The organism is Scandinavium lactucae, assembly GCF_033843265.1.
GTDB classification, from domain to species: domain Bacteria; phylum Pseudomonadota; class Gammaproteobacteria; order Enterobacterales; family Enterobacteriaceae; genus Scandinavium; species Scandinavium lactucae.
On the sequence record NZ_JAWXRD010000040.1, the window covers coordinates 677284 to 699140 of the forward strand.

Annotated in this window: 24 protein-coding genes; 2 read left to right on the forward strand and 22 right to left on the reverse strand. The window is 54.5% G+C overall.

Annotated elements, in window-relative coordinates; translation table 11 throughout:
* The 8 genes from SIK69_RS20965 to hinT form a co-directional block, all read right to left on the reverse strand.
* Positions 1-540 (reverse strand): glycine zipper 2TM domain-containing protein, encoded by a 540-nt coding sequence (locus SIK69_RS20965; RefSeq protein WP_319629983.1) that lies wholly within the window; start codon positions 538-540, stop codon positions 1-3.
* Between the two features lie 163 nt (positions 541-703).
* Entirely contained in the window at positions 704-2008 is a 1305-nt protein-coding gene (locus SIK69_RS20970; RefSeq protein ID WP_319629982.1) for an NAD(P)/FAD-dependent oxidoreductase, read from the reverse strand.
* Positions 2009-2244: 236 nt separating this feature from the next.
* Positions 2245-2787 (reverse strand): alpha/beta hydrolase YcfP, encoded by a 543-nt coding sequence (gene ycfP / locus SIK69_RS20975; protein WP_319629981.1) that lies wholly within the window; start codon positions 2785-2787, stop codon positions 2245-2247.
* A gap of 37 nt (positions 2788-2824) precedes the next feature.
* Positions 2825-3850 (reverse strand): beta-N-acetylhexosaminidase, encoded by a 1026-nt coding sequence (gene nagZ, locus SIK69_RS20980; protein WP_319629980.1) that lies wholly within the window; start codon positions 3848-3850, stop codon positions 2825-2827.
* Entirely contained in the window at positions 3838-4686 is an 849-nt protein-coding gene (thiK, locus tag SIK69_RS20985) for a thiamine kinase (protein ID WP_319629979.1), read from the reverse strand. Before thiK ends, nagZ begins: the two co-directional genes overlap by 13 nt.
* Positions 4667-5290 carry a penicillin-binding protein activator LpoB gene (gene lpoB, locus SIK69_RS20990; RefSeq protein WP_319630570.1) on the reverse strand — a complete coding sequence of 208 codons (624 nt, stop codon included), beginning with the start codon at positions 5288-5290 and terminating at the stop codon, positions 4667-4669. Before lpoB ends, thiK begins: the two co-directional genes overlap by 20 nt.
* Positions 5291-5312: 22 nt before the next feature.
* Positions 5313-5687, reverse strand: a complete 375-nt coding sequence (locus SIK69_RS20995; RefSeq protein ID WP_319629978.1) for a YcfL family putative periplasmic lipoprotein — start codon at positions 5685-5687, stop codon at positions 5313-5315.
* Between the two features lie 4 nt (positions 5688-5691).
* Positions 5692-6048, reverse strand: a complete 357-nt coding sequence (gene hinT / locus SIK69_RS21000; protein ID WP_319629977.1) for a purine nucleoside phosphoramidase — start codon at positions 6046-6048, stop codon at positions 5692-5694.
* Positions 6049-6348: 300 nt separating this feature from the next.
* Between hinT and fhuE the strand changes: the two genes are divergently transcribed.
* Entirely contained in the window at positions 6349-8538 is a 2190-nt protein-coding gene (gene fhuE, locus SIK69_RS21005; RefSeq protein ID WP_319787016.1) for a ferric-rhodotorulic acid/ferric-coprogen receptor FhuE, read from the forward strand.
* Between the two features lie 108 nt (positions 8539-8646).
* Here fhuE and ptsG read toward each other — a convergent pair whose 3' ends face one another.
* The 14 genes from ptsG to yceD all read right to left on the reverse strand — a co-directional run bounded on the left by ptsG (position 8647) and on the right by yceD (position 21123).
* Complete coding sequence (ptsG, locus tag SIK69_RS21010) at positions 8647-10083, reverse strand: PTS glucose transporter subunit IIBC (RefSeq protein ID WP_319629975.1); 1437 nt, start codon at positions 10081-10083, stop codon at positions 8647-8649.
* A 299-nt stretch (positions 10084-10382) separates the two neighbouring features.
* Positions 10383-11177, reverse strand: a complete 795-nt coding sequence (locus SIK69_RS21015) for a metal-dependent hydrolase (RefSeq protein ID WP_319787017.1) — start codon at positions 11175-11177, stop codon at positions 10383-10385.
* 57 nt (positions 11178-11234) lie between these two features.
* Entirely contained in the window at positions 11235-12239 is a 1005-nt protein-coding gene (gene holB, locus SIK69_RS21020) for a DNA polymerase III subunit delta' (RefSeq protein ID WP_319787018.1), read from the reverse strand.
* Positions 12236-12877 (reverse strand): dTMP kinase, encoded by a 642-nt coding sequence (gene tmk / locus SIK69_RS21025; RefSeq protein ID WP_319629972.1) that lies wholly within the window; start codon positions 12875-12877, stop codon positions 12236-12238. Before tmk ends, holB begins: the two co-directional genes overlap by 4 nt.
* Complete coding sequence (yceG, locus tag SIK69_RS21030; protein ID WP_319787019.1) at positions 12867-13889, reverse strand: cell division protein YceG; 1023 nt, start codon at positions 13887-13889, stop codon at positions 12867-12869. The genes tmk and yceG overlap by 11 nt, the downstream gene beginning before the upstream one ends.
* On the reverse strand, positions 13886-14701 hold the full coding sequence (gene pabC, locus SIK69_RS21035) for an aminodeoxychorismate lyase (RefSeq protein WP_319787020.1): 816 nt from the start codon (positions 14699-14701) through the stop codon (positions 13886-13888). The genes yceG and pabC overlap by 4 nt, the downstream gene beginning before the upstream one ends.
* A gap of 113 nt (positions 14702-14814) precedes the next feature.
* Positions 14815-16056, reverse strand: a complete 1242-nt coding sequence (gene fabF / locus SIK69_RS21040; RefSeq protein ID WP_319629969.1) for a beta-ketoacyl-ACP synthase II — start codon at positions 16054-16056, stop codon at positions 14815-14817.
* An 88-nt stretch (positions 16057-16144) separates the two neighbouring features.
* A complete protein-coding gene (acpP, locus tag SIK69_RS21045) occupies positions 16145-16381 on the reverse strand; it encodes an acyl carrier protein (RefSeq protein WP_319629968.1) in 237 nt (78 codons plus the stop codon).
* 210 nt (positions 16382-16591) lie between these two features.
* Positions 16592-17326: a 3-oxoacyl-ACP reductase FabG gene (gene fabG / locus SIK69_RS21050; RefSeq protein WP_319629967.1), complete on the reverse strand. Its 735-nt coding sequence runs from the start codon at positions 17324-17326 to the stop codon at positions 16592-16594.
* Between the two features lie 19 nt (positions 17327-17345).
* On the reverse strand, positions 17346-18275 hold the full coding sequence (gene fabD, locus SIK69_RS21055; protein ID WP_319629966.1) for an ACP S-malonyltransferase: 930 nt from the start codon (positions 18273-18275) through the stop codon (positions 17346-17348).
* 14 nt (positions 18276-18289) lie between these two features.
* Positions 18290-19243: a beta-ketoacyl-ACP synthase III gene (locus SIK69_RS21060; RefSeq protein ID WP_319629965.1), complete on the reverse strand. Its 954-nt coding sequence runs from the start codon at positions 19241-19243 to the stop codon at positions 18290-18292.
* A gap of 6 nt (positions 19244-19249) precedes the next feature.
* A complete protein-coding gene (gene plsX, locus SIK69_RS21065) occupies positions 19250-20284 on the reverse strand; it encodes a phosphate acyltransferase PlsX (RefSeq protein ID WP_319629964.1) in 1035 nt (344 codons plus the stop codon).
* Positions 20285-20411: 127 nt separating this feature from the next.
* A complete protein-coding gene (gene rpmF / locus SIK69_RS21070; RefSeq protein ID WP_003036242.1) occupies positions 20412-20585 on the reverse strand; it encodes a 50S ribosomal protein L32 in 174 nt (57 codons plus the stop codon).
* 16 nt (positions 20586-20601) lie between these two features.
* Positions 20602-21123, reverse strand: coding sequence for a 23S rRNA accumulation protein YceD (yceD, locus tag SIK69_RS21075; protein ID WP_319629963.1), 522 nt, complete (start codon positions 21121-21123; stop codon positions 20602-20604).
* 140 nt (positions 21124-21263) lie between these two features.
* Here yceD and SIK69_RS21080 point away from each other — a divergent pair, with 140 nt between their 5' ends.
* Positions 21264-21848, forward strand: a complete 585-nt coding sequence (locus SIK69_RS21080) for a Maf family protein (protein WP_319629962.1) — start codon at positions 21264-21266, stop codon at positions 21846-21848.
* The last annotated feature ends 9 nt before the right edge of the window (positions 21849-21857 follow it).

The following is a 21857-nucleotide window of genomic DNA, read 5'->3' on the forward strand; positions in this document are numbered from 1 at the left end:
TTAGGCTTTGTTATTCAGAACCAGCTGACCGTTGTTGTCGAGTGGGATCTGAGAGCCAGGATCTTTATCCATGCGGATTTTCCCCTGCTGATCGCCAATTTTGTAGGTCACGTCGTAACCCAGCATTTTGTCAGATTTGTCATACACCGTTTTGCAGCGCTGCTGCGTCGTGGTGTAGGTATCGTTATTCTGCATTGAACCCTGGATCTGGTTCCCGGCATAACCGCCACCCAGCGCACCGGCGACAGTGGCAACATCTTTCCCACGCCCCCCACCAAACTGGTGACCAATTACCCCACCCGCTACGGCACCCAGTACCGAACCGGCAATGCGGTTTTCGTCCTGAACTGGACGACGATGCGTTACGGCAACGTTACGGCATTCCTGACGCGGCGTTTTCACACTTTCTTTAATCGGGGTGGCAGAAATGACCTGCGCGTATTGCGGGCCACGGTCAAACACATTCAGACTGGCAACCGCCGCCACGCCCAGCGCAGCAGCTACGCCAATCCCTATACCCGCCAACATAGATTTATTCACGGGAGTTCCTCCTTTGTTGCTGTTGGTAACAATTTTGCTACCTAAGAGAAAACATGGATATAGGAATTAGGATCAAAAAAAGAGGTTACGGAGGGGATAAGCGCGGGTTTCGGAGAAGTCTGAACAAGCCCGGCAAGCATAGCGCCGCCGGGCGTTTTAGAACTTAGTGCAGTTTCAGACGCGGGCGAATCACCCGGTTGATACTGCCCACCAGCATCATCAGGCCGGTTTTGAAGTAGCCGTGCAGCGCAATCTGGTGCATACGGTACAGGGAGATGTAGACAAAGCGTGCGATGCGCCCTTCTACCATCATCGAGCCACGCATCAGGTTACCCATCAGGCTGCCGACCGTCGAATAGTTCGACAGGGATACCAGCGAACCGTGATCTTTATAGGTATACGCTTTCAGCGGTTTGCCTTTGATCTGCGCCAGAATGTTGCTTAACGCCAGACTTGCCATCTGGTGAGCAGCCTGCGCACGCGGTGGCACGAACCCACCTTCCGGACGCGCGCACGATGCACAGTCACCGATGGCGTAGATATCCGCATCACGGGTGGTTTGCAGCGTCGGCTCAACCACCAGTTGGTTAATGCGGTTGGTTTCCAGGCCGCCGATGTCTTTCATAAAGTCTGGGGCCTTGATGCCCGCCGCCCATACCATCAGATCGGCATTGATATACTCGCCGTCCTTGGTGTGCAGGCCGCCGGCATCGGCGCTGGTGACCATGGTCTGCGTCAGAACGCGGACGCCCATTTTGGTCAGTTCGCTGTGCGCGGCGCTGGAAATACGCGGCGGCAGCGCAGGCAGAATACGTTCGCCCGCTTCCACCAGCGTGACGTTCAGCGCGTCATTAGTCAGGCCTTTGTAGCCGTAGCTGTGCAACTGTTTCACCGCGTTATGCAGTTCAGCCGACAGTTCTACACCGGTCGCCCCACCGCCGACGATAGCGATGTTCACCTTGCCATTGGCACCCAGATTACTGGAGTGCTTCAGGAACAGGTTAAGCATTTCCTGATGGAAACGGCGCGCCTGATGCGGGTTGTCGAGGAAAATACAGTTTTCCTTCACGCCCGGGGTGTTGAAATCGTTAGACGTGCTGCCCAGCGCCATCACCAGCGTGTCATACGCCAGCTTGCGCTCAGGCACCAACAGCTCGCCCTTCTCGTCGCGCAGTTCTGCGAGCGTCAGCGTTTTAGTTTCACGATTGATATCAACCACCGACCCCAGCTGGAACTGGAAGTGATGGTTACGGGCGTGTGCCAGATAGCTCAGCGCGTCCACACCTTCGTCCAGCGAACCGGTTGCCACTTCGTGCAGGAGCGGTTTCCACAGGTGGCTATGGTTTCTGTCCACCAGCGTAATTTTTGCTTTTTTGCCACGGCCAAGCTTTCTACCCAGTTGAGTAGCCAACTCCAACCCGCCGGCACCACCACCCACAATCACAATCTTTTTCAATGGCGTAGTCAACGTGACCCCCTAAATTATTAACCAATTGTTAATTAAAAGTTATAAAAATAGCCTTTAATTAACAACAAGTTAGAGACCTAAAACCTGACAATAGTGTGAAGAATATCACGCGAGGTGCATTGGTCATACCAAAATTGATATGAATCAAGTTTTACAGCTTAATAGTTGAGCAAGTGTAGCCAATATGGGGGGAGTGCGCGCCTGATGAGCAGGTGTTCACCAGGCGCAGAGCGGGATTAACCGAGGGTTTTGAAGGCTTTGATACGCTGCAAATGAGGGGAGATGTTCTTGAACTTATGCGTCTGCACCTCATCCCAGATAATTTCGTAGTAATGATGCAGCAGCTCAGCCGATCGCTGGCTGTTGAGCGCCTCGTCCTCGCGGGAGAGGATCACCAGACAGCGATCGCGGTTCTTCTCGCGGAAATTGCTCACGCATTTCGTGCCGATGTCGGCATACTCTTCCGGGCGGTCAATTTTGCCTTCCATGTTCTCATTTGGGAACAAATTCGGGTTGAAAATGACCTGGCGGATATCGCACAGGAAACCGATCCGCTCGGCCCAGTAGCCACCGAGACCTACGCCGCAAATCAGCGGGCGATCGTCAGCACTGAGCTGCAGCATTTTGTCCACTTCTTTGAGTAAATGCTGCATATCATGCTTCGGGTGAAGCGTGCTGTAGCTAATCAGGCGGACATCCGGATCGATGAACTGCAGTTGCAGCACCTTCTCGTGATTTCCCGGACTGTTTGAGTCGAAACCGTGCAAATAAATAATCATTCCATCCTCACAACACTGCCAATCCCGTTTCGGGAGGTTAATGAGCGGCTTTATGGGCCTGCCAGCGTTCGTGCAGGTCATTCAGCTGCGTGCTGACCGTCTTCCAACGAGCGGAATCCATCAGCTCCTGACGGGTAAATGAACCTTTATGATACAATTTCGTAACACGCTCTGCATTGATCGGCGACAGGTTATCCAATACGCTGACCGCGCCCTTACGATTATTGCAGACCAGGATCATATCGCAACCTGCGTCCAGCGATGCTTGACCACGTTCCGCGTAGCTACCCATGACAGCCGCGCCTTCCATGGACAAATCATCAGAGAAAATCACCCCGTCAAAGCCCAACTCACCGCGCAGTACGGTTTTCAGCCAGTGCGAAGAACCGCTGGCCGGACGCGGATCCACATCGCTGTAAATCACATGTGCAGGCATGATGGCATCGAGTCGGTTCTCGGTAATCAGCGTCTGGAATACCGCCATGTCCTTGGCGCGGATCTCGGCCTCTGCCCGTGGGTCCTGTGGCGTTTCTTTATGCGAATCTGCGGTCACGGCCCCGTGGCCCGGGAAGTGTTTGCCGGTGGTTTTCATCCCGGCGTCGTGCATGCCGTCAATGAATTGACGTGCCATGGCCAGCGCTTTATGCGGGTCAGCATGGTAGGAGCGCTCGCCAATTGCAGCGCTGATGTGCCCGACGTCCAGTACCGGCGCGAAGCTGATATCAATGTCCATCGCAATCATTTCTGATGCCATCAGCCAGCCCGCGGCTTTCGCCAGTTCACCGCCCTGCTCCAGCCCTAACAATTCAGCAAAAGACTGCGCGGCAGGCAAACGCGTGAACCCTTCGCGGAAACGCTGAACGCGGCCGCCTTCCTGATCCACCGCGACAACCAGATGATTTTTCGAGGCTGCGCGGATCTGGCGTACCAGTTCACGCAACTGCGCCGGATCGTGGTAGTTACGGGTGAACAGGATAAGCCCGCCCACCAGTGGATGCGCCAGAATTTCCCGTTCTTCTGCATCCAGTTCATACCCTTCAACGTCTAACATTACTGGGCCCACAATGACCTCTCCTTTCCTTTATCCGTTAACGTGCGCCAGCCTTCATTCGCCAGCGCAATAAATTGTTGGTCGCCGGTCTGCTGCCAGCGATATTCATACCAGGTGGTCATCAGCAGCTGGATCCACGGTTGCCAGCGTTGAACCTGCTGCGTGAGGATGGCGTTATCCAGATGCGCCGCCTGTGCGTAGGCGGCGATCAGCGCGGTTCGCTGCGCGGGGTTTTCTGTCCACACCGCCGCCAGTTCGAGGGCGATATCGCCGTCTGCGGCATATTCCCAGTCAATCAGCTTCAGTCCGTCTGGGGTGTGGATAATGTTGCCCGCGTGGACATCCATATGCAACGGTGCCAGACGCAGCGGCTGAGGTTCACCCTGACTGCGCAAACGCTTGAGCGATCGTAGCCAGAGCGGCGTGCGGCGCTGCGGGCTACTGAACTGCCAGTAGCGTTCGAGCAAGGGTAATACAGCCACCCGCCAGCCAAAGCGTTTTTGCTGATGCAGATGATACAACAAGGTCGCGGTCGCGTGGGTATCCGGTAATGTCGGGAACGTCTCACCATCGAGATAAGACACCGCCATCCAGCCGGGAAAGTAACCCAACGGTGCAGGAGCCAGCGAGGAAGGAAGTGCGTGCAGGGCGCGATACTGGCGTAAGAAATGAAAATCAGGGGCTGACGGATCGTGATGCTTGCGCAGGACAATCCGCTGCCCATGATGTTCGATAATGCAGCTTCCCCCGCTCAGCCCCGCCATAGCGGAGCGAACCAGAGGGTGGTAGCCGGGAAAATAGCGTGACAGGCATTCGTCACGCGATAGCTTACTGTTGCGCAACCGCACCTTTACCTGACCAGAGGATCTCGCCCGACTGGACCATCATCAGCTGCATGGACAACGTCGGGGTGTTGACGTTACCCGTCGCGTTGGAATACAGCACGTACTGAGCCCCGACGGTGCGCGCCAGGCCCATTGCTTTATTACGCGAGCCCAGGCTGTCCTGCGGAGAAAGGCCCAACTGCTGTTTGGCCACCGCCAGCTGCTGTGCCGATACCAGAGTGAACTTGTTGTTGCCCTGTAGCGCATTGACCAGCGCGGTGGTCGCCTCAGCGGTGTTCAGCGAACCGTTGGTCCGGTTATTAACGCTGTCGACCATCAGTACGCTGCCTGCCGTCACACCATCGGCCTGCAGCATTTTCCCGACCAGCGGTTGGGCGGCACCGTTCCAGTCATAGTGACGAACACGTGGCGCGGGCTGTTCTGGCTGCGGAGTAATCGGGCCAGGCTGCGTTGGAATGGTCGGCACCACCGGCACCGTGGTCGGTGGCGGCGTCTGCGGTTGCTCTGGCGTGGGTTTGGCTTCTTCTACCGGTGCCGGTTTCTCACGTTGGGCCACACAACCAGACAGGAACAGTGCCACCGCCGCGATAAACGCATAGCGACTCAGTTTACTCATTACTTTTTACCCCTCAAAGATAAAGATAAAGCCGGACTTTATGCGCACCCAGGCTGTTTGCGCCGCCGTAAAGCGTGACCGAGGACTGTGCCGGAATGGTCACCGTACGCGGTGCCTCCAGCGGATGCATTTCCAGTCCTCTGGCGTCATACCAGTAAAAACGATAGTGAACGGTGACCGGCGTTGTACGCTCGTTATAGAGCTGGGACGAGGCCGTCGCCTGGATTTCTGAGGTCGTGAGCTGTGGATTTTCAGCGCTGATCCCGGCCGCCAACACATTGGCCTCCATGACCAACGTCTGCTGCTCACCCACCGGAATTTCCGGATGCGAGCCACAACCCACCAGCAGCATGCCCGTAAGCAGTGCGGCAATTCGGCCACCTTTCATGTGATTATCCTTTATGCGCGAGCATTGGACCCAACGGACGACCACCCAGCAGGTGCATATGAATATGATAAACCTCCTGGCCTCCGTGGCGATTACAGTTAACAATCAGGCGATAACCCTCTTCCGCAATGCCTTCAGCTTCAGCAATTTTTGCCGCCACGGTCATCATGCGGCCTAATGCCTGCTCATGTGCTGCCGTCACATCGTTCACCGTCGGGATCAGGATATTCGGGATAATCAGAATGTGGCTTGGGGCCTGTGGCGATATATCACGAAAAGCAGTCACCAGCTCATCCTGATAGACAATATCCGCTGGGATTTCACGACGAATAATTTTGCTGAAAATCGTTTCTTCGGCCATGGCTTGTTCCTTTTTATAGATTACCGTGCGGTATCGAGTCTTCATCTAATAGCGTAAGAGTATGAGCGAGTTAGTCTCTTTCTTTCAACCTGATCCCCTACTTTTGTTTTCCAATATTAATTTTGCGCTGAATGCTTAACCACTCCTTGGTTTTATCGACCCGCCCCGGGGATTAAAACAAAGTTTCAAATACCTGCTTACATCCGTTTACAGAGATAACGTGAATGCGTATATTTCGCATTTGCATTTTCATGCAATAACACCGCGCTTATAACAACAACCAACATAAGGGTTTCACCGATGTCTTTCACTTTTGACTCCAGGGACAAGCAGCACAGACTGCCCGCCTCGCCGTCACGTCTCGCAGCCTGTATTGCGGTCGCCTTACTGCCGGGGGCCGTACATGCAGCGCCCCTCTCTCTTAACGAAGAAACCGTGGTCGTCGAGGGCACCGTCGATAACGCGACAGATAACGCACAGGACAAGGATTACAGCGTTAAAACCACCACAACCGGCACAAAATTACTGTTGGTTCCCCGTGATATTCCGCAGTCGGTGAGCGTCATTAGCCAGCAGCGTATGCAGGATCAGAACCTGCAAACCATCGGCCAGGTGTTAACCAATACCACCGGCGTAACGGCCCAGGTGCAGGACAGTGACCGCACCGTGTTTTATTCTCGGGGTTTCTTCGTCAGCAACTATGCCTATGACGACCTGCCGACGTCCATCAGTGAAGTATGGAACTTCGGTGATACTGCCACGGATACCGCCATCTATGACCGCATCGAAGTGGTTCGTGGGGCAACCGGCCTGATGAGCGGCACCGGCAACCCGGCCGCCTACGTCAACATGGTGCGTAAACACGCTGACAGCCGTGAGTTTCAGGGCAACGCCTCTGTGAGCTACGGCAGCTGGGACAAACAGCGTTATGTTCTCGATTTACAGGCTCCGTTGGTGGAATCCGGTAAGGTACGTGGGCGCGTCATAGCGGGCTATCAGGACAACGATTCGTGGGTGGATAACTATCACTACCGTAAAAAATTCCTCTACGGCGTGGTCGATGCCGATCTCACCGACAGCACCACCCTGTCACTCGGCTATGAATATCAGGAAAGTAACACCGAAGACCCAACCTGGGGCGGCCTGCCGACGTGGTACGCCGACGGCAGTAAAACCCATTACAACCGCAGCGATACTGTAGCCCCTGACTGGGCCTACTCCGATAAAGACAGCACTAAAGTATTCGCCAACTTTACCCAGCGCTTTAATAACGGTTGGGAAGCGCATGTTAATGGGATGCACGCGGAAACTAACTTCGATACCAAACTGATGTACATGTCGGGCTATCCGGATAAAGAAACCGGCAACGGAATGGTTGGCTACGGTGGCTGGAACCGCGGCGAGCGTAAACAGGACGCGGTCGACGCGTTCCTGCGCGGCGGCTTTGAGCTGTTTGGTCGTCAGCATGAGATGATGGTCGGCGGTAGCCTCAGCCATCAGCGTAACCATTACGATAACTCGATGCCGGATGCCCTGTATGGCATGGTCGATATTGGCAGTTTCAAAAACTGGAAAAGCAATATTCCCGACCCGCAGTGGACCGCGTGGAAACTCTACAGCAAAGACGATATTAATCAGTCGTCAGCCTATACCTCCGCGCGTTTCTCACTGGCCGATCCGCTGCATCTGATCCTCGGTGCGCGTTACACCAACTACAACATCAAGTACAACCCGGCGGGCGCACCGGATACGCGTCTGGAAAGCACCAAAGACGATGTTACCCCGTACGCAGGTTTGGTGTATGACATCAACGAAGACTGGTCGGCATACGCCAGCTATACCAACATCTTCCAGCCGCAGGACAAGCGCGATGTCAACGGACGGTATCTTGATCCGACCACCGGCAAGAGCTACGAAGCCGGGGTGAAAGCCGACTGGTTTAACACCCGTCTGACGACCTCGCTGGCGGTGTTTCGCATCGAACAGGATAACGTAGCGAACAACACCTATACCTACCTGCCCAGCGGTGAGTCAGTCTATGAATCGCTGGATGGCGTGGTCAGTAAAGGCGTGGAGTTTGAGCTGAATGGCGCGTTGACCGACAACTGGCAGCTGACCTTCGGCGCGACACGTTACGTGGCAGAAGATAAAGACGGTAAGGCGGTAAGTTCCGATCAGCCGCGTACCACCCTGAAACTGTTTACCCGTTATCAGTTGCCCATGCTACCGGAACTGGCCGTGGGTGGGGGTGTGAACTGGCAGAATAAAACCTGGACTGATGTCAGCGGCGGACCAAACGGTCGCGATTACGTCGACCAGGGGAGCTATGGGTTGGTCAATCTGTTCAGTCGCTACCAGGTTACGAAAAACTTTGCTTTACAGGCGAACGTGAACAACCTGTTCGACAAAGAGTATTACGACTACGTCGGGTCTTATCTGGTGTACGGCGCACCGTTGAATTTCTCCGTATCAGCGAGCTACGATTTCTAACCCCACACCCGGCGGCGTTTCGCTTGTACGAGCCGACGGTTTATCGCCGTAAAATGACATTAAAAAAGGCAGCCAATCGGCTGCCTTAGTTTTCTCCCCACTCACTGCTTAGTTGTTGCGGATGTATTCATCCATCTCGGTTTTCAGGTTATCGGACTTGGTGCCGAAAATTGCCTGAACGCCGGAGCCTGCAACAACCACACCTGCCGCACCCAATTTCTTGAGGCCAGCCTGGTCAACTTTTGCCACATCGGCAACGCTGACACGCAGACGGGTAATACATGCGTCGAGGTTAGTGATGTTTTCTTTACCACCGAAAGCTGCGACCAGAGCCGGAGCCATTTCGCCACTAGCTGCGCCAGCTTTGCTATCTTCGGTTGCATCTTCACGACCTGGAGTCTTCAGATCCAGTGCTTTAATCAGCACACGGAACACGGTGTAGTACACCGCGGCATAGCACAGACCCACAATCGGGAACAGCCACAGGTTGCTGCTGTTACCAGACAGTACCACGAAGTCGATCAGACCGTGCGAGAAGGACGTCCCGTCACGCATACCCAGCAGGATACAGATTGGGAATGCCAGACCTGCCAGAACCGCGTGGATGATGTACAGGATCGGCGCAACGAACATGAAGGAGAACTCGATAGGCTCGGTGATACCGGTCAGGAACGAGGTCAGCGCTGCGGAGATCATGATACCGCCCACTTTTGCACGGTTCTCAGGTTTTGCTGAGTGCCAGATGGCAATCGCAGCCGCCGGCAGACCGTACATTTTGAACAGGAAGCCACCAGACAGTTTGCCTGCAGTTGGGTCGCCTGCCATGTAACGTGGGATATCACCGTGGAACACCTGGCCTGCGGCGTTGGTGTATTCACCAATCTGCATCTGGAAAGGTACGTTCCAGATGTGGTGCAGGCCGAATGGTACCAGGCAACGTTCAATGAAGCCGTAGATACCGAACGCGACTACCGGGTTCTGGTACGCAGCCCACTGAGAGAAGGTCTGGATAGCCGTACCAATCGGTGGCCAGATGAAGGACAGCACGATGCCGGTAAAGATGGCAGCCAGACCAGAGATGATCGGAACAAAGCGCTTACCAGCGAAGAAGCCCAGGTACTCAGGCAGCTTGATACGGTAGAAGCGGTTGAACATGTACGCCGCGATGGCACCTGAGATGATACCACCGAGAACACCGGTATCGGCCAGGTGTTTCGCTGCAATCTCTTCCGCAGGTAAATGCAGAACCAAAGGCGCAACCACAGCCATGGTTTTCACCATGATGCCGTAGGCGACAACGGAAGCCAGCGCCGAAACGCCATCGTTGTTGGTGAAGCCGAGGGCCACACCGATTGCGAAGATAAGCGGCATGTTTGCAAAAACAGAACCGCCTGCTTCAGCCATTACATGAGAGACGACGGCTGGCAGCCAGCTGAAGTTTGCAGAACCGACGCCCAGCAGGATACCTGCGATGGGCAGTACGGATACCGGCAGCATCAGCGATTTACCGACCTTCTGCAGGTTAGCAAATGCATTCTTGAACATATTGAGAGTGCTCCTGAGTATTTGTGCTTTTTTTACGCTTTCACGCATTGGCGAGAGGGGGAGAATCTCGCCGTGTACAGGACATCTAAGCGTCCTTTTATTTATTACGCAGAGTAAAATAAATCGGTTTATTTTTGTTTGACAGCCATCACGTTTCAGCCAGCAATTCACTAAAAACTTGCATTATTTTACAAAAGTTGTTTCTACTCATTACAAAGAGAGGGTTCACCGCCCTTTTTGAGGCGGTGAACTTTACTCGCTTTGGGTATTAATTACGAGCTTTAAAATAAGCTGACGAATCAGGCAGATCGCAGGCGAGCGTGGTCGATATGGAACAGCGTGGCGAAGTTTTCAGTGGTCTGTTGCGCCAGCTGTTCAAGGGATACCCCTTTCAGTACGGCCATGTATTCTGCGACATCGCGGGTCATCGCCGGCTGGTTCTCTTTCCCCCGATGCGGGACCGGTGCCAGGTACGGTGAATCGGTCTCCACCAGCATCCGATCAACCGGGACATACCGCGCCGCATCGCGTAGCTGTTCGGCGTTGCGGAAGGTGACGATGCCGGAAAACGAGATATAGAACCCCAGATCGAGCAATTTACCCGCCGTCTCCCTGTCTTCTGTGAAACAGTGTAGTACGCCCCCGCAATCCGTCACCTTTTCATCGCGAAGAATAGCCAGCGTATCTTCCCGTGCATCACGGGTATGGACGATGACCGGCTTGTTAAGCTCGCGACCAATACGGATATGCTCGGCAAATGAAGCCTGCTGACGGGCTTTGGTTTCCGGGGTGTAATAATAGTCGAGACCGGTTTCGCCCATTGCGACTACGCCCTCTTCTGCCGCCATCCGCCGCAGTTCAGCAAAGTCATATTCCTCATCCTGATTAAGCGGGTGAACGCCGCAGGAGAAGACCACGTTATCGCGCTCGCCGACCAGCTCACGCATACTGCGATAACCCGGCAGCGTAGTCGCCACCGCCAGGCAAAACTTCACGTCACGGGCAGCGGCTTTCGCCAGCACGTCGTCCACGTCCTTATGCAGTGACTGATAATCGAGGCCATCAAGATGGCAGTGCGAGTCGACTAAAAACATAATGTCTCTCTCTTTAATATTTCTTTTTGACAGGTGAATGGCTTACAGATGAGTTTTCTACACGTGAGCAAGGGGCAACACGCTGGCGGGTTGCTGCCAGTGTTCCCAGCGTAACAAGCGGTCGTTGAGCATCAGCTCGCGGTTCAGTCCGGTGACGTTGAGCAGCTGTTCACGGCATTCACAGGCGTCATGAGTCATCGCCTGTAGTCGTGCCGGTGAAAGGTGTTCCGCCACACGCTGCACCAGAGTCCATACATCGACGTTGGTCAGCAGGGAGATGCCCTGCTGCATTTTCTGCGCGTCCAGCAGCAGGGAGGTGAGCCAGTACAGGCGCTCCGCTACGCTGTCGTGATTGAGTACCGGCAACAGCGATAGCCAGTCACCGCTTTGCAACGCGCCGTCCAGCGCCGTACAAAGTTGTTGCCGAGGGGCAAAACGCGACTCGTCAAGCAGTTCCAGCGCCGCGGCGGGCGCGCCCGCCGTCAGACGTAAGGCGGTGAGTAAACTTTCTTGTGACGTTGTCACTTCCCTGCCCAGCCAAGCCAGACCGTAGTTTTCAGCCGGAGGTGCGAGGTGGAAATGACGGCAGCGACTGCGCAGTGTCGCCAGCAGCCGGGCAGGTTCTTCACATTGCAGGAAGAACCAGGTATTTTCCGGCGGCTCTTCCAGGGTTTTTAACAACGCATTCGCCGCAGCTTCCGTCAATTGTGCCGCATCGCTGACCCACACCACTTTCGCCCCGCCGAGCCGCGCGCGTTCGTAGAGTTTTTCGGTGATGGCGCGTACCGCGTCGATCCCCAGGGTGCTTTTGCCCTTTTCCGGCGCCAGGTGATAATAATCCGGATGGGTGCCCGCCTGCATCAGCTGGCAGCTATGGCATTTTCCGCAGCTTTTCTGTCCGTCCGGCGTATGGCACATCTGGAATCGTACCAGGGCGTACACCAGCGCATCCGCGCCCATGCCAGGCAGCGCCTGGACTAACAGGGCGTGATGGCCGCGTCCGGACTGATAGCTGGCAACCAGCAGCTCGAACGACGGGCGCAGCCACGGGTACCATTTCATGCGCCCTGCTCCTCAACCCAGGCGGCCAGGGTTGTGCGGATGTTCTGCATCACGGTCTCCAGCGGCTGAGTGGCGTCGATAGTGCGAATGGACGGATCGCTCGCCGCCAGTTCAAGATAACGGGCGCGCGTGCGATGGAAGAAATTGAAGGATTCTTGCTCGATACGGTCGAGGTCACCACGCGCGCGGGCGCGTTTGAGGCCCACTTCCGGAGTGACATCCAGATACAGCGTAAGGTCCGGACGGAAATCACCCAGCACCGCGTCGCGCAGCGTAGCCAACAGATGCTGATCGATACCCCGTCCGCCGCCCTGATACGCCTGAGTCGACAGGTCATGGCGATCGCCAATCACCCACTTCCCTTCTGCCAGCGCAGGCTTAATAACCGTTTCGACCAACTGTACGCGGGCAGCATAGAACATCAGCACTTCCGCTTTGTCGGTGATCACTTCGTCGCCGACGGATTTGATATCCAGCACCAGACTGCGCAGCTTTTCCGCGAGAATTGTGCCACCCGGCTCGCGGGTAAACACCAAATCACGGATGCCCATCTGCTCGAGGGTTTCGACCACCAGATTGCGTGCGGTGGTTTTACCTGCGCCTTCCAGGCCTTCGATGACGATATACTTACTGCGCATTTTTTTCCTTAAGTGCTTTCAGATAATCCTGCACTGAGCGGTTGTGGCTCGCAAGATTGGTATTGAACGTGTGGCCACCTTTACCGTCGGCGACAAAATAGAGATACGGCGTTTTCGCCGGATGTGCCGCAGCGTTGAGCGAGGCTTCCCCCGGCGTGGCAATCGGGCCAGGGGGCATCCCGGCAATCACGTAGGTATTATACGCCGTTGGGGTCTCGAGATCTTTACGGCTTAGCTTGCCATTATAGCGCTCGCCCATGCCATAAATAACCGTTGGATCGGTTTGCAGACGCATACCGACCCGCAGCCGGTTGATAAACACCGATGCCACTTTGTCGCGCTCCGCAGCTACGGCGGTCTCTTTTTCGATAATCGAGGCCATGGTCACCAGCTGGTTTTGATCCTGATACGGAAGATTATCCGCCCGACCTTTCCAGGCGCTCTCAACAGCATTGACCATTTTCAGGTGCGCACGTTTGAGGATCTGCAAATCGGTGGTGTGGGCGGTATACATCCAGGTATCCGGCCAGAACCAGCCTTCCACCCAGTCAGGATGTTCAAGCTTCAGCGCTTCAGCTAGGGTGGCATAGCTGTCATCCTTCAGCGTGTGCTTCACGTAGGGTGCTTCTCGCAGCTGTTTGAGGTAATCGCTGACGCGCATCCCTTCTACAAAGCGCAACGGGAACTGTGCCTCTTTGCCGCTGGCCAGCAGTTGCAGCATGTCACGCACACTCATACCCGGCGTAAAACGGTAGGTCCCGGCTTTAAAATGCGACAGCTGAGGCTCAACGCGCAGCAACCATTGGAATACACGAGGTCGATTAATCACTTTTTCCACATACAGCGAGTCACCCAGCGCCATGCGCCCGGTCCCGGCTTTAAGGGTAAAAATGGTCTCATCTTTAATCAGAATTTTACTGTTCGCCAACTGGCGAACTTTCCACATCCCAACGCCTGCGGCAATCGCAAACATCACCAACAGCAGGAGGACAAACCGAAACATTTTCTTCATGACTTAATCGACTGCTCACAAAGTGGGGCCAAAAATTCGAACAGCTCGCGCGAAAGATAGCGAGCGTCAGCAAACTGATTCACGGGAACAACGGGCATCAGCGTATTACAAATCAGCACTTCATCTGCCTGACGCACGGCGTCTTCCCGGGCATTAATTTCGACAACGCGGTAACGGCTTTGTGCCAGCAACGCCATAATGTGCTGGCGCATAATGCCCCTGACACCCGCATGGTCGAGACGTGGGGTGAAAACGGTATCACCCGCACGCCAGAATAAATTAGCCGCACAGCATTCCGTAACCCACCCTTCGCTGTCAAGAACCAGGGCCTCGTCAGCGTCTGTCTGTTCAAGATGCGCGCGGATCAGCACTTGCTCGAGGCGGTTCAGGTGTTTCAGGCCAGCCAATGCGGGATTGCGCCCGAGATGAACGGGGCTTAACGCGAGGGTAATGCCCTGCTGCTGCCAGTGCGGGTAATGAGCAGGAACAGGCGAAACGGAGAGAATGCGCACAGGCGTCTGACAAGTTGAAGGACTGTAACCTCGCCCTCCGCTACCGCGGGTAATAATGACTTTGAGCACGCCGTCGCGGTGTGCTTGCGCCAGGGACTGCATCTCCTGTGCGAGCATTTCGGTGTCTACAAACGGGATCATCAGCGCGCGACAGGTCTCCTGCAAGCGACGAAGATGCTGCTCAAAAAAAGGGAGGTTGCCATTACAGAGACGAGCGGTGGTAAAGCAGCCGTCGCCAAACTGGATACTACGATCGTTGGCGGCGAGAGAATCCTGTTCCATACCGTTTATCAAGAACATAGCGGCTCCTTAGCAGTGATCCGTTAGTCTGGCAGGGGGAACACGCTTTCTCAAGCGGAGAAAGCTTAAAGAAAAGGCCTGCATCGCAGGCCTTTTTCATCGCTAACGGAACATCAGACCTTTTTGAAGATCAGAGATCCGTTGGTACCGCCAAAGCCGAAGGAGTTACACAGCGTGTATTCCATACCGCTGACCTGACGCGCTTCGTGTGGCACGAAGTCGAGGTCACAACCTTCTTCTGGGTTATCCAGGTTGATGGTTGGCGGAACTGCCTGATCGCGCAGGGCCAGAATCGAGTAGATTGATTCGACCGCGCCCGCAGCGCCCAGCAGGTGACCGGTCATTGACTTGGTGGAGCTGACCATAATACGGCTTGCTACCTCACCAAATACCGACTTCACCGCCTGTGCTTCGGCAAGATCGCCCGCAGGCGTTGATGTACCGTGCGCATTGACATAGCCAATCTGGCCAGGTTCGATACCCGCATCGCGGATTGCGTTCACCATTGCCAGCGCCGCACCGGCACCGTTTTCTGGTGGAGACGTCATGTGGTAAGCATCGCTGCTCATGCCGAAACCGACGATTTCAGCATAGATTTTCGCGCCACGTTTCTTCGCGTGTTCGTACTCTTCGAGCATGATGATGCCCGCACCGTCACCCAGCACGAAGCCATCACGGTCTTTGTCCCACGGACGGCTTGCCGCCTGCGGGTTGTCATTGCGGGTCGACAGCGCACGCGCTGCACCGAAACCGCCAACACCCAAAGGCGTACTCGCTTTTTCAGCACCACCGGCCAGCATGGCATCAGCATCGTTATAGGCAATCATTCGTGCCGCATGACCGATGTTGTGTACACCTGAGGTGCACGCCGTGGCAATGGAAATACTTGGGCCGCGCAGCCCGAACATGATGGTCAGGTGACCTGCCACCATGTTAACAATCGTGGACGGTACGAAGAATGGACTGATCTTACGTGGACCACCCTTAACCAGTGAACTGTGGTTCTCTTCGATCAAGCCGAGTCCGCCGATGCCGGAGCCGATAGCAGCACCGATACGCGTGGCGTTCTCTTCCGTCACTTCAAGGCCAGAATCCTGCATGGCCTGTACGCCAGCGACAATTCCATATTGAATAAAGGCATCCATCTTGCGCTGTTCTTTACGCGAGATAATGTCTTCACAGTTAAAATCCTTTACTAAGCCAGCAAATTTCGTTGCATAGGCGGTAGTATCGAAATGGTCGATTAGGCTGATGCCGCTCTGACCGGCAAGAAGAGATTTCCAGGTGGACTCTACGGTATTGCCGACAGGAGACAACATGCCAAGTCCGGTCACAACTACACGACGCTTAGACACGCTTGTCCTCCAGGGAGGGATAAAAAAGAGAAATGTGGGACAAAAAGATAAAACTCAGGCGGTCGAATGACCGCCTGGAGATGTTCACTTACGCCTGGTGACCGTTGATGTAATCAATGGCAGCCTGAACGGTGGTGATTTTCTCAGCTTCTTCGTCCGGAATCTCAGTATCAAACTCTTCTTCCAGAGCCATTACCAGCTCAACGGTGTCAAGAGAATCAGCGCCCAAGTCTTCAACGAAGGAAGCTGCGTTGGTAACTTCTTCCTGCTTAACGCCCAGCTGTTCGCCGATAATTTTCTTAACGCGTTCTTCGATAGTGCTCATACTCTTAAATTTCCTATCAAAACTCGCTTTCGCGATGGTTTTCGTAGTGTATAAAATGTTGAAAAATTTGCAACTAAATCCCGGCAGGTCGTACCACGATTTTACGCTATTTTGCGGGTGTTTGCCCCAATAACGCAAATCATTTTGCACGTAATCTTACTCAGAAGCGCACAGAGTGCGCGGATCCTGAGCATTTTGTGCAAACTACGGTCAGACCATGTACATCCCGCCGTTGACGTGCAGAGTTTCACCAGAGATGTAACCTGCTTCGTCAGAGGCTAAGAATGCAACCGCACTGGCGATTTCTTTTGCATCGCCAAGGCGACCCGCTGGAACTTGCGCCAGAATACCCGCACGCTGATCGTCTGACAGCGCACGCGTCATGTCCGTTTCAATAAAGCCCGGAGCAACAACGTTTACAGTAATACCACGAGACGCGACTTCACGTGCCAGCGATTTACTGAAACCAATCAAACCCGCTTTCGCCGCAGCGTAGTTGGCCTGACCAGCATTTCCCATGGTACCAACCACAGAACCGATAGTGATAATACGACCATGACGCTTTTTCATCATAGCTCGCATTACCGCTTTTGACAGACGGAAAACTGATGACAGATTGGTTTCGAGGATATCGTTCCACTCATCATCTTTCATTCGCATTAACAGGTTATCACGAGTGATCCCGGCATTATTGACCAGAATGTCCACTTCGCCAAATTCTGCGCGAATATTTCCCAGAACAGATTCAATAGATGCCGGGTCGGTCACATTCAACATCAGACCTTTACCGTTTGCACCTAAATAGTCGCTGATGGCCTGAGCACCGCTTTCGCTGGTGGCAGTACCGACAACTTTCGCGCCACGGGCAACGAGCGTCTCAGCGATAGCACGGCCAATGCCGCGGCTTGCACCGGTAACCAGTGCAATTTTTCCTTCAAAACTCATGGTTTTGCTTTTCCTCTTCTTATTGCTCAAGCGCCGCAGACATCGCCGCCGGCTCGTTAATGGCCGACGCAGTCAGGGTGTCAACAATACGTTTAGTCAGGCCAGTGAGGACTTTACCCGGGCCCACTTCATACAGGTGCTCAACGCCCTGTGAAGCCATAAACTCAACGGTTTTGGTCCACTGTACCGGGCTGTAGAGCTGACGAACCAGCGCGTCGCGAATCGCATCAGCATTGGTTTCGCACTTCACATCCACATTATTAACAACCTGAATCTGCGGCGCATTAAAGGTGATATTGGCCAGTTCTGCAGCCAGTTTCTCTGCGGCAGGCTTCATCAGCGCACAGTGAGACGGGACGCTCACTGGCAGCGGCAGCGCACGTTTAGCACCAGCAGCTTTACATGCCGCACCCGCACGTTCTACGGCATCTTTATGCCCGGCGATAACCACCTGACCCGGTGAGTTAAAGTTCACCGGAGACACCACCTGCCCTTCGGCAGATTCTTCACAGGCTTTCGCGATAGACGCGTCGTCCAGGCCAATGATAGCAGACATGCCACCGGTACCTTCCGGAACCGCTTCCTGCATGAACTTACCACGCAGTTCGACCAGACGTACCGCATCGGCAAAGTCAATCACACCGGCACACACCAGCGCAGAGTACTCACCCAGGCTGTGACCGGCCATCAGCGCAGGCGCTTTACCGCCCTGCTGCTGCCAGACGCGATACAGCGCGACAGACGCGGTCAGCAGCGCTGGCTGAGTCTGCCAGGTTTTGTTCAGTTCTTCCGCCGGACCCTGTTGCGTCAACGCCCACAGATCGTAGCCCAGCGCCGCAGAAGCTTCTGCGAAGGTTTCTTCAATAATCGGATAAGTCGCAGCCAGCTCAGCCAACATGCCTACTGCCTGAGAACCCTGTCCCGGAAACACAAATGCAAATTGCGTCATCTTATAATCCTTAATTAGAAACGAACCAGTGCGGAGCCCCAGGTGAACCCGCCGCCGAAGGCTTCAAGCAGCACCAGCTGACCGGCTTTAATACGCCCGTCGCGTACGGCTTCATCCAGTGCGCAAGGCACGGACGCCGCGGAGGTGTTGCCGTGGCGGTCGAGGGTGACTACAACGTTATCCATCGACATGCCAAGCTTTTTCGCCGTCGCGCTGATAATGCGCAGGTTCGCCTGATGCGGCACCAGCCAGTCCAGTTCTGAACGGTCAAGATTGTTCGCCGCCAGCGTCTCTTCAACGATGTTGGCCAGTTCCTTCACCGCGACTTTGAACACTTCATTCCCTGCCATGGTCAGGTGAATAGAGTTTTCCGGGTGAACACGATCGGCATTCGGCAGGGTGAGCAGTTCACCGTAGTTGCCATCAGCATGCAGATGGGTAGAAATGATGCCCGGCTGCTCAGAAGCGCCCAGCACGACGGCACCTGCGCCATCGCCAAAGATAATAATCGTGCCGCGATCGGTCGGATCGCAAGTACGCGCCAGCACGTCCGCGCCGATCACCAGAGCGTGTTTAACCGCACCGGATTTAACGTACATATCGGCCACGCTCAGCGCGTAGGTGAAGCCCGCACAGGCCGCAGCGACGTCGAACGCCGGGCAACCTTTAATGCCGAGCATCGACTGGATCTGGCACGCCGCGCTTGGAAAAGCGTGAGTTGCGGAGGTCGTCGCGACGACGATCAAACCAATTTGTTCAGCGTCAATGTTAGCCATTTCCAGCGCGCGTTTCGCGGCTTCAAGGCCCATCGTTGACACGGATTCATCTGGCGCGGCAATACGGCGCTCACGGATACCTGTGCGTGTGACAATCCACTCGTCAGACGTATCTACCATTTTTTCGAGGTCGGCGTTGGTACGCACTTGTTCAGGCAGATAGCTGCCGGTACCTATAATCTTCGTATACATGTACGCTCAGTCTTTTGGTGGTAATACAGATTCGAGGCGAGCGGCGATCCGCTGTGGGACCTCACGCTGCACCGCCTGCACTGCCTGTTCAATCGCCACGCAAAACGCGCGCTGATTGGCTGCACCATGACTCTTAATCACCGTGCCGCGCAATCCTAACAGACAGGCGCCATTATACTGGTCGGGGTTGAGGTGACTGAATCGCCGCGAGAGGCTTTTTTGTAACCAATGTTTCAAAATTTTCAGCCACCACGGACGCTTTTTACCCTCTCCCTGCGATTTCAGCAAAGAAAGAAACATTCTGACAACGCCTTCCATGGTTTTTAATGTGACGTTCCCCGTAAAACCGTCACACACCAGCACATCCGTCTTACCGGTCAATAATTCGTTAGCTTCGAGATAACCAATATAGTTGATGGAAGAGACTGTTTTCAGCATCGCCGACGCATCCTGGATGCTCTCGTGACCTTTGCTCTCTTCTTCCCCGATATTAAGCAGCGCGACCCGTGGGTTGGTAATGCCCACTACTTCTTCGGCCATCACCGCGCCCATCACCGCAAATTGCACCAGCATTGTACTGTCACAATCCACGTTAGCGCCCAAATCGAGCACCACCGTTTTGCCCTTTTGCTGATGTGGCAGAACCGTCATCAACGCCGGACGCTCAATCCCTTCGAGAGGTTTGAGCAATAATTTTGCGAGCCCCATCAACGCACCGGTATTTCCGGCACTGACGCAGGCTTCTGCGCGCCCTTCTTTGACCAACTCCAGCGCGATGCGCATAGACGTTCCCCGGCTATTACGTATCGCCTGAGCCGGGCGTGCATCACTGGCAATAACTGACTGGGCAGGGATTATCTGCAGACGTGAACGTTGTTCGAAGTCAGCTTTGGCGAGTAATGGCGTTATGGTGTCGGCGTCACCGACGAGAAGAAGCGAGAGTTGTGGGTTAGCGTGCAGTGCCTGCAATGCTGCAGGCACCGTCACGGAAGGGCCAAAATCGCCCCCCATGACATCCAACGCTAAGGTCAGACGTGTCAAGGTTTCGTCGCCGCCCGGTTTGGTGTATCCCCGTTAACACGGGGATATCCTCACTAAGCTTCACCACGCTTATACTCTTCGTTTTTCACGCTGCAGGGCAACACGAAAAACGGCGAGTATCGCGTGATTACTTAGCGATTACCTTGCGGCCGCGGTAGAAACCGTCGGCAGTGATGTGGTGACGCAGGTGTTGTTCACCAGAAGTCTTGTCTACAGACAGGCTGGTAACTGCGGTCAGCGCGTCATGGGAACGACGCATGCCACGTTTGGAACGGGTTGGTTTATTCTGTTGTACGGCCATGGACCTTACTCCTCAATTACTTACGCTTTAAGCTGGCTAATACGGCAAATGGATTTGGCTTTTGCGCATCTTCAGGCAATTCACCAAAAACCATGTCCGCGTCGGACACTTCACAGTGTTCAGAATCATGCACCGGAACTACTGGCAAGGAGAGAATGATTTCATCCTCAACCAATGCCCGCAGATCGATTTCACCGAATTCGTTAACTTCAATCGGCTCATACGCTTCCGGGAGTGCTTCCGCCTGTTCAATATTTTTGATCGGGCTGAAACAATACGTTGTGTGAACGGCATGTGGGAACGGTTTCCCGCAGCGCTGGCACTCGAGAGTCACCGCAACCTTCGCATCACCTTTAATAACGGCGAGGCGCTGATTGTCGATGGCGAATGTCATATCGCATTCCACATCACTGTCCACACTGACCACAGACTCGGCAAGACGCTCCACCTGTTCCGGGGTGTAGACACCCTGGTAATCGAGGCGTTTTTGAGCCGTACGAACCGGATCAAGAGTCAGGGGTAATTTTACCTTTTGCATAGGGCGCGCATATTAACTTTGTAACGTCATAGAGTCAAAGAAAAAGGCACCCTCAGGCGCCTTTTGCCAATTATTCGCACACATTGCGGCCTGTAGTTTAAAATGTCGCAATCCGAATCACCAGAGTCTGATAAAAAAATATGTCGCAACTTGTCCTTGCCTCCACTTCACCCTATCGCCGCGAGCTGTTAAAAAAGCTCGAAGTCCCCTTTGAATGTGCCGCACCTGAGGTTGATGAACTTGCCCTGCCGGGTGAATCTCCGCGCCAGCTGGTGCTGCGATTAGCGCAGGCTAAAGCGAAAGCGCTGGCTGAACGCTTTCCTCAGCATCTGATTATTGGTTCCGATCAGGTGTGCGTCCTGGGCGGGAACATCACGGGTAAACCGCTTACCGAAGAAAATGCACGCCTGCAGCTGCGTGAAGCGAGCGGACACGTCGTCACCTTCTATACTGGCCTTGCCCTGTATAACAGCGCTAACGGCCATTTGCAGACCGAATGCGAACCGTTCGACGTTCACTTCCGTCATCTTACCGACGCGGAGATCAACCATTACATTAAAAAAGAGCAACCGCTGAACTGCGCGGGCAGTTTTAAAAGCGAGGGGCTGGGGATTTCACTGTTTGAACGACTGGAAGGACGTGACCCGAACACCCTGGTCGGCCTGCCGTTGATTGCGCTGTGTAAGATGCTCCGACACGAGCAGTACAATCCGCTGCTGCGCTAAAACGCAAAA

Bases quoted from the DNA above. Each gene is read 5' to 3' on its own strand.
- tmk (WP_319629972.1), bottom strand. From the start codon at position 12,877: ATGCGCAGTAAGTATATCGTCATCGAAGGCCTGGAAGGCGCAGGTAAA.
- fabG (WP_319629967.1), bottom strand. From the start codon at position 17,326: ATGAGTTTTGAAGGAAAAATTGCACTGGTTACCGGTGCAAGCCGCGGC.
- ycfP (WP_319629981.1), bottom strand. From the start codon at position 2,787: ATGATTATTTATTTGCACGGTTTCGACTCAAACAGTCCGGGAAATCAC.
- acpP (WP_319629968.1), bottom strand. From the start codon at position 16,381: ATGAGCACTATCGAAGAACGCGTTAAGAAAATTATCGGCGAACAGCTG.
- fabD (WP_319629966.1), bottom strand. From the start codon at position 18,275: ATGACGCAATTTGCATTTGTGTTTCCGGGACAGGGTTCTCAGGCAGTA.
- holB (WP_319787018.1), bottom strand. From the start codon at position 12,239: ATGAAATGGTACCCGTGGCTGCGCCCGTCGTTCGAGCTGCTGGTTGCC.
- SIK69_RS21060 (WP_319629965.1), bottom strand. From the start codon at position 19,243: ATGTATACGAAGATTATAGGTACCGGCAGCTATCTGCCTGAACAAGTG.
- SIK69_RS21080 (WP_319629962.1), top strand. From the start codon at position 21,264: ATGTCGCAACTTGTCCTTGCCTCCACTTCACCCTATCGCCGCGAGCTG.
- yceG (WP_319787019.1), bottom strand. From the start codon at position 13,889: ATGAAGAAAATGTTTCGGTTTGTCCTCCTGCTGTTGGTGATGTTTGCG.
- hinT (WP_319629977.1), bottom strand. From the start codon at position 6,048: ATGGCCGAAGAAACGATTTTCAGCAAAATTATTCGTCGTGAAATCCCA.
- fhuE (WP_319787016.1), top strand. From the start codon at position 6,349: ATGTCTTTCACTTTTGACTCCAGGGACAAGCAGCACAGACTGCCCGCC.
- pabC (WP_319787020.1), bottom strand. From the start codon at position 14,701: ATGTTCTTGATAAACGGTATGGAACAGGATTCTCTCGCCGCCAACGAT.
- yceD (WP_319629963.1), bottom strand. From the start codon at position 21,123: ATGCAAAAGGTAAAATTACCCCTGACTCTTGATCCGGTTCGTACGGCT.
- rpmF (WP_003036242.1), bottom strand. From the start codon at position 20,585: ATGGCCGTACAACAGAATAAACCAACCCGTTCCAAACGTGGCATGCGT.
- SIK69_RS20995 (WP_319629978.1), bottom strand. From the start codon at position 5,687: ATGAAAGGTGGCCGAATTGCCGCACTGCTTACGGGCATGCTGCTGGTG.
- SIK69_RS21015 (WP_319787017.1), bottom strand. From the start codon at position 11,177: ATGTTTTTAGTCGACTCGCACTGCCATCTTGATGGCCTCGATTATCAG.
- ptsG (WP_319629975.1), bottom strand. From the start codon at position 10,083: ATGTTCAAGAATGCATTTGCTAACCTGCAGAAGGTCGGTAAATCGCTG.